The sequence below is a fragment of the Kluyvera sp. EC_51 genome (genome assembly GCF_019584505.1).
GTDB classification, from domain to species: Bacteria; Pseudomonadota; Gammaproteobacteria; order Enterobacterales; family Enterobacteriaceae; genus Kluyvera; species Kluyvera sichuanensis.
Genome location: NZ_VDAG01000061.1, coordinates 86,030 through 101,780, shown reverse-complemented (window position 1 = coordinate 101,780; position 15,751 = coordinate 86,030). Strand labels below are relative to the sequence as shown.

Annotated in this window: 17 protein-coding genes; 15 read left to right on the top strand and 2 right to left on the bottom strand. The window is 54.2% G+C overall.

Annotation, left to right across the window (positions count from 1 at the left end):
* Nucleotides 1–6 precede the first annotated feature (6 nt).
* The 15 genes from FHC49_RS12130 (at nt 7) to FHC49_RS12060 (ending at nt 13,802) form a co-directional block, all read left to right on the top strand.
* Nucleotides 7–1,122: a 1-propanol dehydrogenase PduQ gene (locus FHC49_RS12130; protein ID WP_220439880.1), complete on the top strand. Its 1,116-nt coding sequence runs from the start codon at nt 7–9 to the stop codon at nt 1,120–1,122.
* A gap of 124 nt (nt 1,123–1,246) precedes the next feature.
* Nucleotides 1,247–1,927 (top strand): phosphate propanoyltransferase, encoded by a 681-nt coding sequence (pduL, locus tag FHC49_RS12125; protein ID WP_220439879.1) that lies wholly within the window; start codon nt 1,247–1,249, stop codon nt 1,925–1,927.
* A complete protein-coding gene (eutJ, locus tag FHC49_RS12120) occupies nt 1,920–2,738 on the top strand; it encodes an ethanolamine utilization protein EutJ (RefSeq protein WP_220439878.1) in 819 nt (272 codons plus the stop codon). The genes pduL and eutJ overlap by 8 nt, the downstream gene beginning before the upstream one ends.
* Before the next feature lie 11 nt (nt 2,739–2,749).
* Nucleotides 2,750–3,493, top strand: coding sequence for a hypothetical protein (locus FHC49_RS12115; protein ID WP_220439877.1), 744 nt, complete (start codon nt 2,750–2,752; stop codon nt 3,491–3,493).
* Complete coding sequence (locus FHC49_RS12110; protein ID WP_220439876.1) at nt 3,475–3,747, top strand: EutN/CcmL family microcompartment protein; 273 nt, start codon at nt 3,475–3,477, stop codon at nt 3,745–3,747. Before FHC49_RS12115 ends, FHC49_RS12110 begins: the two co-directional genes overlap by 19 nt.
* A gap of 19 nt (nt 3,748–3,766) precedes the next feature.
* Complete coding sequence (locus FHC49_RS12105) at nt 3,767–4,264, top strand: heme-binding protein (protein WP_220439875.1); 498 nt, start codon at nt 3,767–3,769, stop codon at nt 4,262–4,264.
* A gap of 23 nt (nt 4,265–4,287) precedes the next feature.
* A complete protein-coding gene (gene tdcD, locus FHC49_RS12100) occupies nt 4,288–5,499 on the top strand; it encodes a propionate kinase (RefSeq protein ID WP_220439874.1) in 1,212 nt (403 codons plus the stop codon).
* Between the two features lie 197 nt (nt 5,500–5,696).
* Complete coding sequence (gene grpH / locus FHC49_RS12095) at nt 5,697–5,978, top strand: propanediol utilization system shell hexameric protein GrpH (protein WP_004863596.1); 282 nt, start codon at nt 5,697–5,699, stop codon at nt 5,976–5,978.
* 21 nt (nt 5,979–5,999) lie between these two features.
* On the top strand, nt 6,000–6,785 hold the full coding sequence (gene pduB / locus FHC49_RS12090) for a propanediol utilization microcompartment protein PduB (protein ID WP_220439873.1): 786 nt from the start codon (nt 6,000–6,002) through the stop codon (nt 6,783–6,785).
* Between the two features lie 49 nt (nt 6,786–6,834).
* Nucleotides 6,835–8,337 (top strand): aldehyde dehydrogenase family protein, encoded by a 1,503-nt coding sequence (locus tag FHC49_RS12085; protein ID WP_220439872.1) that lies wholly within the window; start codon nt 6,835–6,837, stop codon nt 8,335–8,337.
* Between the two features lie 25 nt (nt 8,338–8,362).
* Nucleotides 8,363–8,662, top strand: coding sequence for a BMC domain-containing protein (locus tag FHC49_RS12080; protein ID WP_220439871.1), 300 nt, complete (start codon nt 8,363–8,365; stop codon nt 8,660–8,662).
* A 10-nt stretch (nt 8,663–8,672) separates the two neighbouring features.
* Nucleotides 8,673–9,248, top strand: coding sequence for a DJ-1/PfpI family protein (locus FHC49_RS12075; RefSeq protein ID WP_220439870.1), 576 nt, complete (start codon nt 8,673–8,675; stop codon nt 9,246–9,248).
* A gap of 79 nt (nt 9,249–9,327) precedes the next feature.
* Complete coding sequence (grpM, locus tag FHC49_RS12070; protein WP_220439869.1) at nt 9,328–11,880, top strand: glycyl radical diol dehydratase GrpM; 2,553 nt, start codon at nt 9,328–9,330, stop codon at nt 11,878–11,880.
* Between the two features lie 90 nt (nt 11,881–11,970).
* Nucleotides 11,971–12,888 (top strand): glycyl-radical enzyme activating protein, encoded by a 918-nt coding sequence (locus FHC49_RS12065; protein ID WP_220439868.1) that lies wholly within the window; start codon nt 11,971–11,973, stop codon nt 12,886–12,888.
* A 104-nt stretch (nt 12,889–12,992) separates the two neighbouring features.
* A complete protein-coding gene (locus FHC49_RS12060) occupies nt 12,993–13,802 on the top strand; it encodes an MIP/aquaporin family protein (protein ID WP_220439867.1) in 810 nt (269 codons plus the stop codon).
* A 112-nt stretch (nt 13,803–13,914) separates the two neighbouring features.
* Here FHC49_RS12060 and FHC49_RS12055 read toward each other — a convergent pair whose 3' ends face one another.
* On the bottom strand, nt 13,915–14,430 hold the full coding sequence (locus FHC49_RS12055) for a BMC domain-containing protein (protein WP_220439866.1): 516 nt from the start codon (nt 14,428–14,430) through the stop codon (nt 13,915–13,917).
* 12 nt (nt 14,431–14,442) lie between these two features.
* Nucleotides 14,443–15,633 (bottom strand): methionine adenosyltransferase, encoded by a 1,191-nt coding sequence (gene metK, locus FHC49_RS12050; RefSeq protein ID WP_220439865.1) that lies wholly within the window; start codon nt 15,631–15,633, stop codon nt 14,443–14,445.
* Between the last annotated feature and the right edge of the window lie 118 nt (nt 15,634–15,751).

Sequence of the window (15,751 nt, the reverse complement as noted above, 5' to 3'; positions counted from 1 at the left end):
CGAGAGATGGCGAGCGATTTTTTTTCTATTCCTAAAGTCTATTTTGGCGAAAATGCGATTCAGGCATTACGCCAGCTAGGTAATAAGAAGGTCGGTATCGTGACGGATAATTTTATGGTGACGTCGGGGAAGACGCGCTATCTGATTAGCGAGATGCCGCAGGCCTCCGTGTCTATTTTTAGCGACGTCAAGCCCGATCCAAGCGTTGCCACCCTGCAGGCGGGCGCCGCAAAATTTATGCGTTTTAAGCCTGAGGTCATTATTGCACTGGGCGGTGGGTCATCGCTTGACGCCGCTAAGGGCATCAAGGCCACGCTGGAAGAATCACTTGCGGACTGTTCGATAACGCTGGTGGCGATTCCAACAACCAGCGGTTCCGGTTCAGAAGTCACCTCTTATGCCATTATTTCCGATCCGCAAAATGGGCGGAAATATCCTCTGGTAGCGGCCGAGCTGATACCCGACTACGCCATCCTCGATCCGCAGTTGGTGCTATCGGTTCCACGCCAGGTCGCCGTTGATACTGGTATGGATGTACTGACGCACGCCATTGAAGCGCTGGTCTCTTGTGGTGCGAATGATTTCAGCGATGCGCTAGCAGAAAAAGCGATTGCGCTGGTCTGGCAGCATCTCCCCGAGATCTTCCACAACGAAACGGATATTCAGGCCAGAACGCATATGCACAACGCATCATGCATGGCGGGGATGGCATTTAACTCCGCCGGCCTGGGGCTAGTGCACGGCATGGCACATGCCATCGGCGGCATGCTGCATATTGCGCACGGCAAAATTAACGCCATGTTGCTGCCGGGTATCATCGACTGGAATATTCAACATGCGCCGCACGCCATTCCTCGTTACCTGAAATGCGCGGCAATCATGGGCATCAAATCCGCCACGCCAGAACAGACGTTGAACGCATTGAGCAACCGCATTCGCGAAATGAATCGTCATTTTGGTATTCCCGCGACCCTGTGCGAAGCGGGTAAAGATCGTGTCGAGGTCGAATCATTACACCAGCAACTTATTCACGCCACCCTCTCTGATGGTTGCACCGCCTCGAATCCTTGTCGACCAACGGCCGCTGATATTGAGCAACTGTTGACGGACATCACCGGGTAAATCTGGACAACGTTGTCTTTGAATTGTCGGGCCGTCAAAAAAGTCCTGCGTCGGGGCAAAAAGCCCCTCGCAGAAGCGAATACTCTGGATATTGCTCCATTCACCCTTTTAGGTCGTTGACGTTATGAACTCTAGCCAACAGCAAGCCGAACTAATTACGCAACAGATTATTCAGGAACTTGCCGCACGTGGTACCCCATTTTCCCCCGTGCCGCAGGCGCTGGAAATTCCGATTGGCATCTCCAATCGCCATGTGCACTTGAGTCGGGAGGATATGGACACTCTGTTCGGATCCGGCTCTACCCTCACCCGCATGAAGGCGGTAAAACAGCCTGGCCAGTATGCCGCCGAAGAGACGGTTACGCTGCGCGGTCCAAAAGGACAGCTCGCCAACGTTCGCGTACTCGGTCCGCTCCGTCGCGCTACCCAGATCGAAATTTCCGTTTCCGATGGCTTTACGCTGGGCGTCAAAGCGCCCGTCCGTATGTCCGGCGATCTCGAGCATTCACCAGGCATTGAAATTATTGGGCCACGCGGATCGATCAAAAAAACGGAAGGGACAATTGTCGCCTGGCGGCATATTCATATTTCCCCGATACAGGCCCGCCAGTCCGGATTGCAGGACGGCATGGAGATAGACGTCCAGGTTGCGGGACAGCGCGGCGGCGTTCTCAGCCACGTTGTCGTACGCGTGAGTGAAGATGCCGTGCTGGAAATGCATATCGACGTGGAAGAAGCGAATAGCGTCGGCTTACGCAACGGCGATTGCGTCACGCGCGCCATGACGGAATGCCACGATGGCTGACAGCCCTGAAACCCTGCGATTACAGGCGCTGGCTGAATGGGTCAGCCGTGAAGCATGTGCGCCTTACGACGGGAATATCAAGGTCGGCGTCGATCCTGGAACGGCCAATATCGCATTGGTGGTGGTGGATGAGAACGATAATCCCATCGCCGGCATCAGTCACCCTTCGTGCGCGGTGAGAGACGGCATTGTGGTCGATTTTCTGGCGGCAAGTCGGGTGGTTAGCCGTCTGAAAACCTCGCTTGAGGAGCGACTGGGAAGGCCACTGACCCACGCGGCTACCGCCATTCCGCCGGGGATCCTCCCCGGCAACACGAAAGTCATCGTCAACATGGTGGAAGCCGCTGGATTTGAGGTCACGCACATTGTTGATGAACCGGTTGCCGCAGCCCTGGCGCTGAATATTCGCGACGGCGCCGTCGTTGACGTTGGCGGCGGCACCACCGGCATTAGCATCCTGAGGAACGGAGAGGTCGTTTTTAGCGCCGATGAACCAACCGGCGGCAATCATATGACGCTGGTGATTGCCGGTGCGCTAGGCCTCTCTTTTGCACAAGCGGAAGAGATGAAAAAGGCGCCGGAGCATGAAGAACAGGTGTTCGCGCTGGTGCGCCCGGTTGCCGAAAAAATGGCCTCGTTGGTGGCCGAATGGGTTGCCCGTTACCCCATTGACACGCTCTATCTGGTTGGCGGTGCCAGCAGTTTTCATCAGTTCGCTGAAGTTTTTCGCCAGACGACGGGCAAACGGGTGGTACAGGCGCCGCAACCGCTTCTCGTCACACCACTCGGCATTGCGATGCACAGCCATTGAGAAGGGAAACTATGGATACGCAGCAACTCTCTCACCTCGTGGATACCGTTATTGATGAGATGCTGGCGCAGCGTAAACGACGTCTGCAGAGCCACAATAAAGTCATGCGGGTCGTTTTGAGCGGAGAGGATCTCTCCACGCTCCCCTCCACCCTGGAGTGCCTCATCGCGCTTGAACGCTGCGGCTACCTATTGGTCATGGCATTTTCACACAGCGCCAGACGCTCTTTATTACAGTCTCATTGCCTGCAAGCGCTGGCGGAGCAAGGGGTGGAAGTTATTTGCGACAATCAGCCTCCATCGTCAGCACAGAGCACTTATCACGACATTTTTTTCCCGGCGCTCTCAACGAACAGCCTGAGTAAAATTGCGCTCGGCATCCGCGATAATCTGGTATGTCGCTGGGCTTTCCATGCGCTCAGCGCGCGTAAAACCGCCATTATCACGCTCAATGCTGAATGCCGTCCCGACAGCCACTCCGCGCTACCACCAGCCCTGAAAGCGCGCCTGATGAACTACGCCAGCACGCTGACTGAGTACGGTTTTACCGTGATCGGTCTACCAGAATCGACGCCGGAATTACGTTCGCGCCGCTCCCTGATTACGCTCAGCGACGTACGCCAGCATCCTCAAGGGCAACCGCTGAAAATAGACAGCCGCACGCTGATTACCCCGGCCGCCCAGGATGAAATCCGCGATCGCCATCTCGTTATTGTTCAACCCCTCCAGGAGGACTTATGTATCTGGCAAAGGTAACCGGTGCGCTGGTGTCGACCACCAAACACGCATCGCTCAACGGCGCAAAGCTGCTGATCGTCGCCCGTCTGGATGAGCACTATCAACCGACGGGGACCGCGCAGGTCGCCGTTGACTTCGTCGGTGCCGGAAATGGCGAAACGGTTCTCGTCACCACTGGCAGTTCAGCGCGCATGAGTACCAGCAAAGAACACTCCGTCATCGATGCTGCGGTCGTCGGGATTGTCGACTCCCTCGATCTTAACGGTCAGTAACCCTTCGCGAGGAAACGCCATGCCCCCTGAATCAAACGCTGGACTGGACTACCAGATTGACCAGGCCATTTCGTCTCAGCTATCACCGCGTACGCTCAGCCTGGAGGATGCCGCGCGCCTGGCGGAATATGCCCGGGATGCAGCGGATGAGTCCGCGGTTCCCATTGTGTTCAGTCTGGTCGATAGCCGCGGTCAGCAGCGCTACTTTTTCAGCATGGATAATGCGCTGCTGATTAGCCATACGCTAGCAGGTCAAAAAGCCTGGACCGCCGTCGCGCTGAAAATGCCGACACAGCAGCTCGCCGGGCAGATCCAGCCCGGTGCAAGCCTTTATGGTTTGCACCATGAACCTGGCATCTGCGGTATTGGCGGCGGCCTTCCCTGCTGGTCAAACGGCATACTGCTGGGTGCCATTGGCATCAGCGGCGGCAGCGTCGATGAGGACATCGCCATCGCCAGCGCGGCCCTCGCGCGATTTAGCCGTGAACGATTCCCGCTCACCATTTTTCCTGAATAACTTTCAAAAAATACAGGTATATCATGCCGTTATCATCATTGGTTCTGGTTATTAACTGTGGTTCATCTTCACTAAAATTTTCCGCGCTCCCGCTCAATGAAGAGACGCCGCTGCTCTCAGGGCTCGCCGAAAAGCTCGGTCTGGCAGATGCCTGCATCACCTTTAAAGGGGCAGATGGCTGCAAGATTACCGAGCCGCTGGCTGAGTCCAGCCACCTCTGCGCCCTAAAAACGCTCTTCGCCAGACTCGACGAGTCGTCTCTACTCCCGCAAGTCTGCGCGATTGGCCATCGCGTTGCGCACGGCGGCAGCGATTTCAAGCAGTCTGTTCTGCTCACCGACGCCGTGATAGCCCGCATTCATGAACTCTCAGCGCTGGCCCCGTTACATAATCCCGCCAACCTGACAGGCATTAAAGCCGCGATGGCCCTGCTGCCGCACCTTCCCCAGGTCGCGGTATTTGATACCGCATTCCATCAGACCCTGCCGCCCGCAGCCTATACCTACGCGATCCCGTATGAGTATCAGCAGCAGTATCAGGTAAGGCGATACGGCTTTCATGGTACCTCGCACCGTTTTATCGCCGCAGAGGCCGTTGCGCGTTTAAACCTCGACCCGGCAAATCATGGCATTTTGATTGCCCATTTGGGCAACGGTTCATCGGTATGTGCGGTAAAAAATGGCGAAAGCGTCGATACCTCAATGGGCATGACGCCGCTTGAAGGGCTGGTCATGGGCACCCGCTGCGGGGATCTCGATTTCGGTGCGGCCACCTATATCGCCAGGTGTACAGGACAAACCATTGAGTCGCTCTACAGCATGGTCAATAACGACTCCGGCCTGTATGGCATATCGGGCATCTCCAGCGATTGCCGAACCTTGCAGGACGCACGTAACCACGGCGACCCTCGCGCCACGCTTGCGATTGACGTTATGGTGCACCGTCTTGCACGCCATCTTGGCGCGCATCTCGCGTCACTACACCGTTTTGATGCGCTTATTTTTACCGGTGGCATTGGTGAAAACTCAGCGCTGGTGCGTGAACTTACCGCACAAAGAATGTCCGTGTTTGGCATCCTTCTCGATGCGGCAAAAAATAAGCAGATGGTTGCTGGCCGCGAAGGCGTCATTTCGCAGCCCGGTTCCCCCATCGTGGCGGTCATTCCAACCAATGAAGAGAAAATGATTGCACAGGATGCCGCAGCATTCTCCCCCCTATGCCAGGGCGCAGCCTGAATCACATATTGCGATCGCTGACAGGGAGGATTTTATTGTCTGGGATAATGCCAAACAGCAAGAAAGTCTCTCTGACGGGCAAAACATTTTGTCCTTAGCACAATAATATGATGGACGTATTTATTAGATACATGAATTTTCTGCCAAAGGTTAATTCATGACTACCGCTTACCCCTATATTAAATATTGAGGTCGTTATGCAACAAGAAGCATTAGGTATGGTTGAAACAAAAGGTCTGGTATCCGCAATTGAAGCCGCAGATACCATGGTTAAATCCGCTAACGTCACTCTGGTCGGCTACGAAAAAATTGGTTCAGGCCTGGTCACCGTCATGGTTCGCGGCGACGTTGGTGCGGTAAAAGCGGCTACTGATGCCGGTTCTGCCGCTGCGGGTAAAGTCGGTGAACTGGTCTCCGTACACGTTATTCCTCGCCCACATATCGAAGTGGAAAAAATCCTGCCAAAAGCGGTTAGTTAATAACGTCTGGGAATTCTGGCCATGAGAGATAATTTTGTTGAACAGATTATATCTGAGGTAATGAATAAACAGTCTGACACCAACGCTAATAATAAAACCAAGGCCAGCATTGCTGGCTGTGGTTTAACCGAGTTTGTTGGTACAGCCCTTGGTCACACCATTGGATTGGTTATTGCAAACGTTGATCACCAGCTGCATGACGTTATGGAGATCGATAAGAAATATCGTTCTATCGGTATTCTTGGCGCGCGTACTGGCGCGGGCCCGCATATTTTTGCGGCCGATGAAGCCATTAAAGCAACGAACAGTGAAATTCTGTCGATTGAACTGGCTCGCGATACCGAAGGCGGCGGCGGGCACGGATGTTTAATTATTTTCGGCGCTTCCGATGTCTCCGACGTTCGCCGTGCCATCGAAGTCGCACTGGGAGAAATCGAGCGCACCATGGGTGATGTCTACGGTTCACCGGCGGGTCATCTGGAGTTCCAGTACACCGCCCGTGCCAGCTACGCCCTCAACAAAGCCTTTGGCGCACCGCTGGGTAAATCCTTCGGTATGACCTGCGCCTCACCGGCGGCTATCGGTATCGTTGTTGCCGATGCCGCGGCAAAAGCCGCGGTCATTGAGCCTGTGGGATACGCCAGTCCGGCAAAAGGCACCAGTTTTAGTAATGAGGTGATCTTCACGTTTGCCGGTGACTCTGGCGCCGTTCGCCAGGCGGTCATTGCAGCAAGAGAGGTCGGGAAGCAACTGCTGGCTACCCTGGATCCGGCGCCAATCAAATCGACAACAACACCGTATATTTGATAGCGAACGGCAATGCATGCGAAGCGATGTGATGTAAGGAAAGTAGAGCATGAACGATCTTGAAATTACTCAGGCCGTCTCTCGCGTTCTGAGTAAATACACTAAAACCGCACCGGACATCCGGGAAAGTAGCCCCCAACCGGCTGCCCCCGAACGCGACGGCATTGATGCGATTATTGCCAGCGTGCTGGCCAATCGCGTCGATGCTGCACCTGATGACGACTCGTCGTCAGGTGATGGCGCCTTTGCCACAATGGATGAAGCCATTGCGGCAGCACAGCTCGCGCAGCGTCAGTATCGCCACTGCTCAATGCAGGATCGTACCCGTTTTATTGATGGCATCCGCCAGCTGTTTCTACAAGAAACGGTGCTACAGGCCATTTCTCACATGGCCGTAGAAGAGACGGGGATGGGGAATTATGCCGATAAGCTGGTCAAGAACCGCGTCGCCGCGCAAAAAACGCCCGGCGTTGAGGATCTGACAACCGGCGCACTCAGCGGCGATGGCGGCCTGACGCTGAGCGAATACTCCGCCTACGGTGTCATCGGTTCAATTACACCAACCACTAACCCAACGGAAACCATCATTAATAACAGCATCGGTATGCTGGCTGCAGGTAACACGGTGGTATTCAGTCCTCACCCACGCTCTCGCCGCGTCTCGCTGCACTGTATTGCGTTGATTAACCAGCAGCTGGCACGGCTTGGCGCGCCCGCAAACCTGGTGGTGACGGTTTCAACCCCTTCAATTGCTAACACCAATGCCCTCATCAACGACCCGCGCGTCAATATGCTGGTCGCCACCGGTGGGCCAGCGATTGTTAAAACGGTGATGTCGTCAGGCAAAAAGGCCGTGGGTGCCGGTGCCGGTAATCCTCCCGCTGTTGTTGATGAGACTGCCGATATCGAGAAAGCGGCGCGTGACATCATTAATGGCTGCAGTTTCGACAACAACCTGCCCTGCGTTGCCGAAAAAGAGGTCATCGTCGTCAATGACGTCGCGGATTATCTCATTCATTGCATGAAGAAAAGCGGTGCCTGGTTGCTGTGCGATAAGCAGCACATCCAGCAACTGCAATCACTGGTGCTTAATGAAAAAGGAACCGGGCCGAATACGGCGTTCGTCGGGAAAGATGCACGTTACCTTCTACAGCAGATTGGCATCAGCGTACCGGAAGAGATCAAAGTCGTGCTGATCGAAACCGAGCGCGATCATCCGTTCGTCGTGCATGAACTGATGATGCCAATTCTTCCAGTGGTGCGGGTAGAGAACGTCGATGAAGCGATTGAGCTAGCCATCCAGGTGGAACATGGCAATCGTCACACGGCAATGATGCATTCCACTAACGTGGAAAAACTCACCAAAATGGCGCGTCTGATCCAGACCACGATTTTTGTGAAAAACGGCCCTTCTTACGCGGGCATCGGCGTTGGCGGCGAGGGACATGCCACCTTTACGATCGCCGGGCCAACTGGGGAAGGTCTGACCTCCGCACGTACATTTGCCAGAAATCGTCGCTGCGTAATGGTCGAAGCGCTCAATATTCGTTGATATAAGCAAAGTGGGTAACCCAGAGATGAATAAACGGATCATCAATGCACCGACGCCGGAAACGCTGGCCATGCTGAAACGGCGGATGCCTTCTGAGTCTCGCAACCGTCTGGATCGGGTGCGTATCGATGCGGTTGGGTTGATTATGCTGCCGATACCAGATTTGTACTTTTACGCCGATCGGGCAAGTAAAAGTGCTCACGTAGCGGTATCGGAAATCTTTGGTAGTTGCCCGCAACATATCACCACGCTGGCTATATTCGGTGAAGTCGCCGCAGTGAATGAAGCCATGCGTACTATTGAGGATGATTCAAATACATTCTGAGAGTTCGCTGATGAAAAGAGTTCTGATTCTCGCAGGCGATTTCTCTGAAGACTATGAAGTCATGGTGCCCTTTCAGGCATTAAGCATGTTAGGTTTCAGAGTTGATGTGGTTTGTCCTGGAAAACGTTGTGGCGAATATATTAAAACGGCTATTCACGATTTTGAAGGCGATCAAACCTATAGTGAAAAACCTGGTCATTTATTTCGCTTAAACGCATCTTTTGATGAAGTCAGGATGCAGGAATACTGCGGCGTTTATATTACCGGCGGACGAGCGCCAGAATATTTACGCCTGAATAAATCGGTACTGAACATTATTCATTATGCGAATAATTTTTCATTACCTATTGCCGCAGTATGTCATGGGCCACAGGTACTGGTAGCAGCAGGCATATTGAAAGACAAAAGGCTGACGGGATATTTTACGTTAAAACCGGAGATTGAAATGGCCGGCGGGACGTGGGTGACCTCAACGGATGATGAAGCCGTGCAGGACGGCAATCTGGTCACCGCCGCAACCTGGATGGGACACCCTGCGCTATTACGTCAGTTTATTAGCTTAATCGGCACCAGCATTATTCACTAATGTTCTCGGCGCTGCCGTCAGATCAAAAAATTCAGCAGTGGTGAATAAACCACGCTCATATTATTTCGGGAGTTATTGTATGTTAGAGAAAGGCTTTACTAATCCGACCGAACGTGTTGTCAGACTCAAAAATATGATTCTGCATGCTAAACCCTATGTTGAATCTGAGCGTGCTGTATTAGCCACTGAAGCATATAAAGAGAACGAACAGCTTCCGGCTATTATGCGCCGCGCAAAGGTTGTCGAGAAAATATTCAATGAACTGCCGGTAACGATTCGCCCGGACGAACTTATTGTCGGCGCGGTGACGATTAATCCTCGCTCCACCGAGATCTGCCCTGAGTTCTCTTATGACTGGGTTGAGAAAGAGTTCGACACCATGGAAAAACGTGTCGCCGACCCATTTATCATTCCGAAGAAAACGGCGGAAGAACTGCACCAGGCCTTTACATACTGGCCGGGTAAAACCACCAGCGAATTAGCGGCATCGTATATGTCCGAAGGCACCAAAGAGAGTATGGGCAACGGCGTATTCACCGTCGGCAACTACTTCTTTGGCGGCGTAGGTCACGTCAGCGTTGATTACGGCAAGGTCCTGAAAATCGGTTTCCGCGGCATTATTAACGAAGTGAACCGCGCGCTGGAAAATCTCGACCGTACCTCTCCGGACTACATTAAAAAAGAGCAGTTTTATCATGCGGTTATCTTAAGCTACCAGTCTGCTATCAATTTCGCCCATCGCTACGCACAGGAAGCGACCCGCCTGGCGCGCGAAGAGCGTGACCCAACTCGTCAGCGCGAACTGGAACACATTGCCCAGAACTGTACTCGCGTGCCTGAACATGGCGCCACCACGTTCTGGGAAGCCTGTCAGACGTTCTGGTTTATCCAGAGCATGCTGCAAATTGAATCCAGCGGCCACTCCATCTCTCCAGGGCGCTTCGATCAATATATGTACCCGTATCTGGCTGCTGATAAATCGATTGATGCCGAGTTTGCTCAGGAACTGGTGGACTGCTGCTGGATCAAACTGAATGATATCAACAAAACCCGCGATGAAGTCTCCGCGCAGGCCTTTGCCGGTTACGCCGTATTCCAGAACCTGTGCGTTGGCGGGCAAACTGAAGATGGCCGCGACGCGACCAACCCGTTGACCTACATGTGTATGGAAGCCACTGCCCACGTTCGCCTGCCGCAGCCGTCCTTCTCTATCCGCGTCTGGCAGGGTACACCCGATGAGTTCCTCTACCGCGCCTGCGAACTGGTGCGCTTAGGGCTGGGCGTCCCGGCGATGTACAACGACGAAGTGATTATCCCATCGCTGCAAAACCGAGGCGTTTCACTACGTGATGCGCGTGATTACTGCATCATTGGCTGCGTGGAGCCGCAGGCACCGCACCGGACGGAAGGCTGGCACGATGCCGCGTTCTTTAACGTGGCGAAAGTGCTGGAAATTACCCTCAACAACGGCCGTTCAGGCAGCAAACAGCTGGGCCCAATCACCGGCGAGATGACGCAGTACACCTGTATTGATGACTTCTATACCGCCTTCAAAAAGCAGATGGCGCATTTCGTTCATCAGCTCGTCGAAGCCTGTAACAGCGTTGATATTGCCCATGGTGAACGTTGCCCGCTGCCCTTCCTTTCCGCGCTGGTTGATGACTGCATCGGCCGGGGAAAATCACTCCAGGAAGGCGGCGCCATTTATAACTTCACCGGCCCACAGGCCTTTGGCGTGGCGGATACCGGTGACTCCGTGTACGCCATTCAGAAGCAGGTATTTGAAGACCGACGCCTGACGCTTCAGGAGCTGAAAGGCGCGCTGGATGCAAACTTCGGCTATCCCGTTGGGGCAACGCCTCATGGCGCAGCGGCGAAGACATCGCTTGGGGAACAGGATATCTACGACGTCGTGAAACGGGTTATTAGCCAGCACGGTGCGCTTGACCCAGCGGCCATCAAAGAGGAGGTCTATCGTCAGCTTTCTCAAACGGCAACCTCTGCCGCACCGGCGACGACGGATGTCTCTCGTTATGAAGAGATCCGCCATATCCTGGAAAATACGCCGTGTTTCGGCAACGACATTGATGAAGTCGACCTTGTGGCCCGCCAGTGCGCACTGATTTACTGCCAGGAAGTAGAGAAATACACCAACCCGCGCGGCGGCAACTTCCAGGCGGGCATCTACCCGGTATCGGCCAACGTTCTGTTCGGTAAAGACGTCACCGCGCTTCCAGATGGACGTCTGGCAAAAGAGCCGCTGGCAGATGGCGTATCCCCGCGCCAGGGCAAAGATACCCTTGGCCCAACCGCAGCGGCCAACTCGGTCGCCAAGCTGGACCACTTCATCGCCTCCAACGGGACGCTCTATAACCAGAAATTCCTGCCGTCGTCTCTGGCTGGCGAAAAAGGCCTGCGTAACTTTGGCGGGCTGGTACGCAACTACTTCGACAAGAAAGGGATGCACGTCCAGTTCAACGTTATCGACCGCGCAACGCTAGTGGAGGCGCAGAAAAATCCACAGCAGCATCAGGATCTGGTCGTACGCGTGGCGGGCTATAGCGCGCAGTTCGTCGTCTTAGCCAAAGAGGTTCAGGACGACATCATCAGCCGTACCGAACAGCAATTCTGATTTTTCCTCCCTGCCAGGGCCATGCCGCAGCGCATGGCCCTTTCTCAGGCTCAATTTGGGCCGCTGGCTGTTTTTTTGACGAGTGATGTTATGAAGAGAGTCGACTACGAAACCGAGGGCGTTTTATTCAATATTCAACGCTATTCGCTGCACGATGGTCCTGGTATCCGGACTATTCCGTTCTTTAAAGGCTGCCCCCTTACCTGCCGCTGGTGCAGCAACCCCGAGTCACAGCGTCCGCAGCCAGAGTTGGTGTATAAAAAAAATGACTGCATCCGCTGCGGAAAATGCGTCGATACCTGTAAGCAAAAAGCCCTTTCTCCCAGCAATCCTTTTTTCATTGACCGCGAACGCTGCATCCAGTGCGGCGATTGCACACGCGTTTGCCCTACTCAGGCCCTGGAGATGAAAGGGAAACGGATGACGGTGCGCGACGTGATCCGGGAATTACAAAAGGAGGAGAATCTGTTCCGGCGTTCTGGCGGAGGCATCACCCTATCCGGCGGTGAGCCGTTGGCTCAGCCTGAATTTGCGCGCGAATTATTAAAAGCCTGCAAAGAAAAAGGATGGCATACCGCCATTGAAACCACCGGCCTGACGAGTAAAGAAACCATCGAAGAGGTTTTTCCGTGGATCGATTTAGCCTTAACGGATATTAAAGCGATTAACCCTGCGGCGCATGAAGAAAATACCGGGGTCAATAACAGCCGTATTCTGGAAAACCTGATCCGAATTTCATTCCTCACTAAAGTCATTGTCCGTATTCCGGTGATCCCTGGCGTTAATGACAATCCTGATGAAATACGCAGCATCGCTGAGTTTGCTCGCTTAATGTCGGGAGTCGATACTATTCATCTGCTGCCGTACCATACTTTCGGAGAGAATAAATACAGCCTCCTCGGTCGAATTTATCCGATGGGTGATGCGCAATCGCATTCCGAAAATAAAATAGAAAGTCTGAAGAAAATCGTCGAATCAATGGGATTCCATTGCCATATCGGAGGTTGATGGTTCTCTCAAATAATAAAATAAACATACCCTTGAACATTATCTCTATTGTACTTACCCATCATTAAGCGATGGCAAACACAGGCTTAATACAGGAAAAAAACATGAGTAAACCCTACGAATCCCTAACCGGACCATGTATTGCAGAATTTCTTGGCACCGGCTTATTTCTGTTTTTTGGCACCAGCGTACTGTCTGCGGCCAAACTGGCAGGCGCCAGTTTTGGGCTGTGGGAAATCTGCATAGTATGGGGGTTGGGTATTGTGCTCGCCGTCTACCTGACCGCCGGGACGTCCGGGGCGCACCTTAACCCCGCGGTGACCATATCCTTATGGGCGTTCGCCAATTTCGATGCCAGAAAAGTGCTCCCTTATATTGTGGCGCAGATGGCCGGAGCGTTCTGCGGCGCGGCTCTGACCTATTTGATTTACCACAATCTGTTCGCCGATTACGAACACGCCCACCAGCTCGTGCGCGGTAGCCAGGATAGCCTGTATCTGGCGAGTATTTTTTCAACCTATCCTGCCGATTCCATCAGCATATGGCTCGCCGCGCTGGTCGAAATCGTCATTACCTCAATGCTGGTTGGCCTTATTATGGCGCTCACCGATGATGGTAACGGCGTCCCCAAAGGGCCGCTTTCACCACTCCTGATCGGGATCCTTGTTGCGGTTATTGGCGCCTCAACGGCGCCGCTGACCGGGTTTGCTATGAACCCTGCGCGCGACTTTGGGCCGAAGCTCTTTACCTTCCTGAGCGGGTGGGGAACGGTTTCCATGACCGGCGGCAGAGAGATCCCCTATTTCCTCGTCCCGCTCATTGCGCCGGTGATTGGCGGCCTGCTGGGTGCGGCTATTTATCGTTACGGAATCGAACGTCATCTGCCGACAGCGAAAGCCGCCAAAGCCGCCTGATTGCTCCCATTGTGGCAAACGCCATCGCGCTTACCGGCGCGATGGCGTTTTTCTATGCGTAGCGCACATAAAAAAACCACCCGCAGGTGGCTTTCATTGATGGCTCATCGTGTTATCGGCGGGGGCCTTTTCCGCGACTGCGCGGTGATTTTTTATCATCGTCAGCGAGGGGTTGCGCAGCAACCGGCGCGGAAGTTGATTCGGGTTCGACGACCGGTGACGGAGGTAACGCCGTTTCCGCCATGCATCCTTCCTGCGCGACAACGGCTTCAATGTTAACGACCGGTATCGCGATCGCTGTTTGCTCCGATACCGGCGCTACCGGCTGAACGGGTGCTGCGCCGCACGTCTCGACTGAGCTGATAACCCGATCAATCCCGGTTGCCGTACGCGCAATGACCTTCCAGGCGTAAACCTGGCCAATGCGGCCTGCGGCAGCGACACCGGCCGATACCGCTGCGTTCATGGCGCCGACGTCCCCCGTGAATTTCACCGTCACCAGACCGCCGCCTTTCGTCAGCTCGTATCCGACCAGGTCAACATTTGCAGACTTCATGGCGGCATCAGCGGCTTCGACCGCCACCGCCAGACCGACGGTTTCAATTAGACCCAAGCTCTGCCCGGACATAAATATCTCCTGTTATTTGCAATTCGATAGAGTAGCCACGGGGGCACACGCTGAGGTTGCGGCATCATCCCGCAGCAACTCCGCTTTATCAGTGCGCTCCCATGGAAAAATTTCCCGGCCAAAGTGGCCATAGCACGCCGTCTGGCGATAGCGAGGGGCCAGAAGGTCGAGCTGGCAAATCATGCCGTAGACGCTCAAATCAAAATGGCGCTCGACCAGACGCGCCAGCGACGCTGAGGACAACCGGGAAGTAGCAAAAGTATTGATACGGATTGAAACCGGCCGAGGTAAGCCAATCGCCCAGGCCAGTTGCACCTCACAGCGCTGAGCCAGACCGGCAGCAACGATATTTTTAGCCACATAGCGTGCCGCATAGGCGGCAGAGCGGTCGACTTTGGAAGGATCCTTACCTGAAAACGCCCCGCCGCCGTGACAGGCGGCACCACCGTAGGTATCGACAATGATTTTACGGCCGGTTAAGCCACAATCAGCGAACGGGCCGCCCATTACAAACGGCCCGGCAGGGTTGATCAACAGTTGCGTATCAGAGGTCAGCCAGGACGAGGGAATAATCGGTTTTACAATCTCGTCGATTACCGCCTCACGCAGCGCATTGAGGGGCATGTCTTCACGGTGCTGAGTAGACACTACAATCGCCGCCGCATGAGAAATTTGCCCATTGCGATACTGCAGCGTAACCTGGCTTTTAGCATCAGGGAGTACCCCATCAAGTTGATGGGTCTTTCGCAGCATCGCCTGGCGCTCCATCAACCGATGTGCGAACAGCAATGGCGCCGGCATCAACTGCGGCGTTTCATCGCAAGCGTAGCCGAAGGTAATCCCCTGATCGCCCGCCCCAAGCGACGTTGGTTCACTGGCGCGAATGCCTCGAGCAATATCGCCAGATTGCTGGCCCAACATGTTGATGACCGCACAGGTGGCACCATCAAAGCCTTTCGTTGAGCTATCGTAACCAATGGATTTCACCGTGCTGCGTACAATCTGTTCAATATCAACGGTGGCCGTGGAGGTCACCTCCCCGGCAAGGATGACGGCGCCGGTTTTCACCAGACATTCGCAGGCCACTTTAGCCCAGGGATCGCGCAGCAGGTATGCATCGAGAATGGCATCGGATATCTGGTCTGCCATTTTATCCGGGTGCCCTTCGGCAACCGATTCAGAAGTAAAAAGATAGTCGTCCACGGCGGCGCCACGTTAGAAGGAGGATAGACCATTCTAGCGGCCGCCGATTTTGGGATACGTAAACTATATTGCTGGAATGGCGGACTTTTTTGCGCTAACGAGGGCCGTAAGCGCAAAA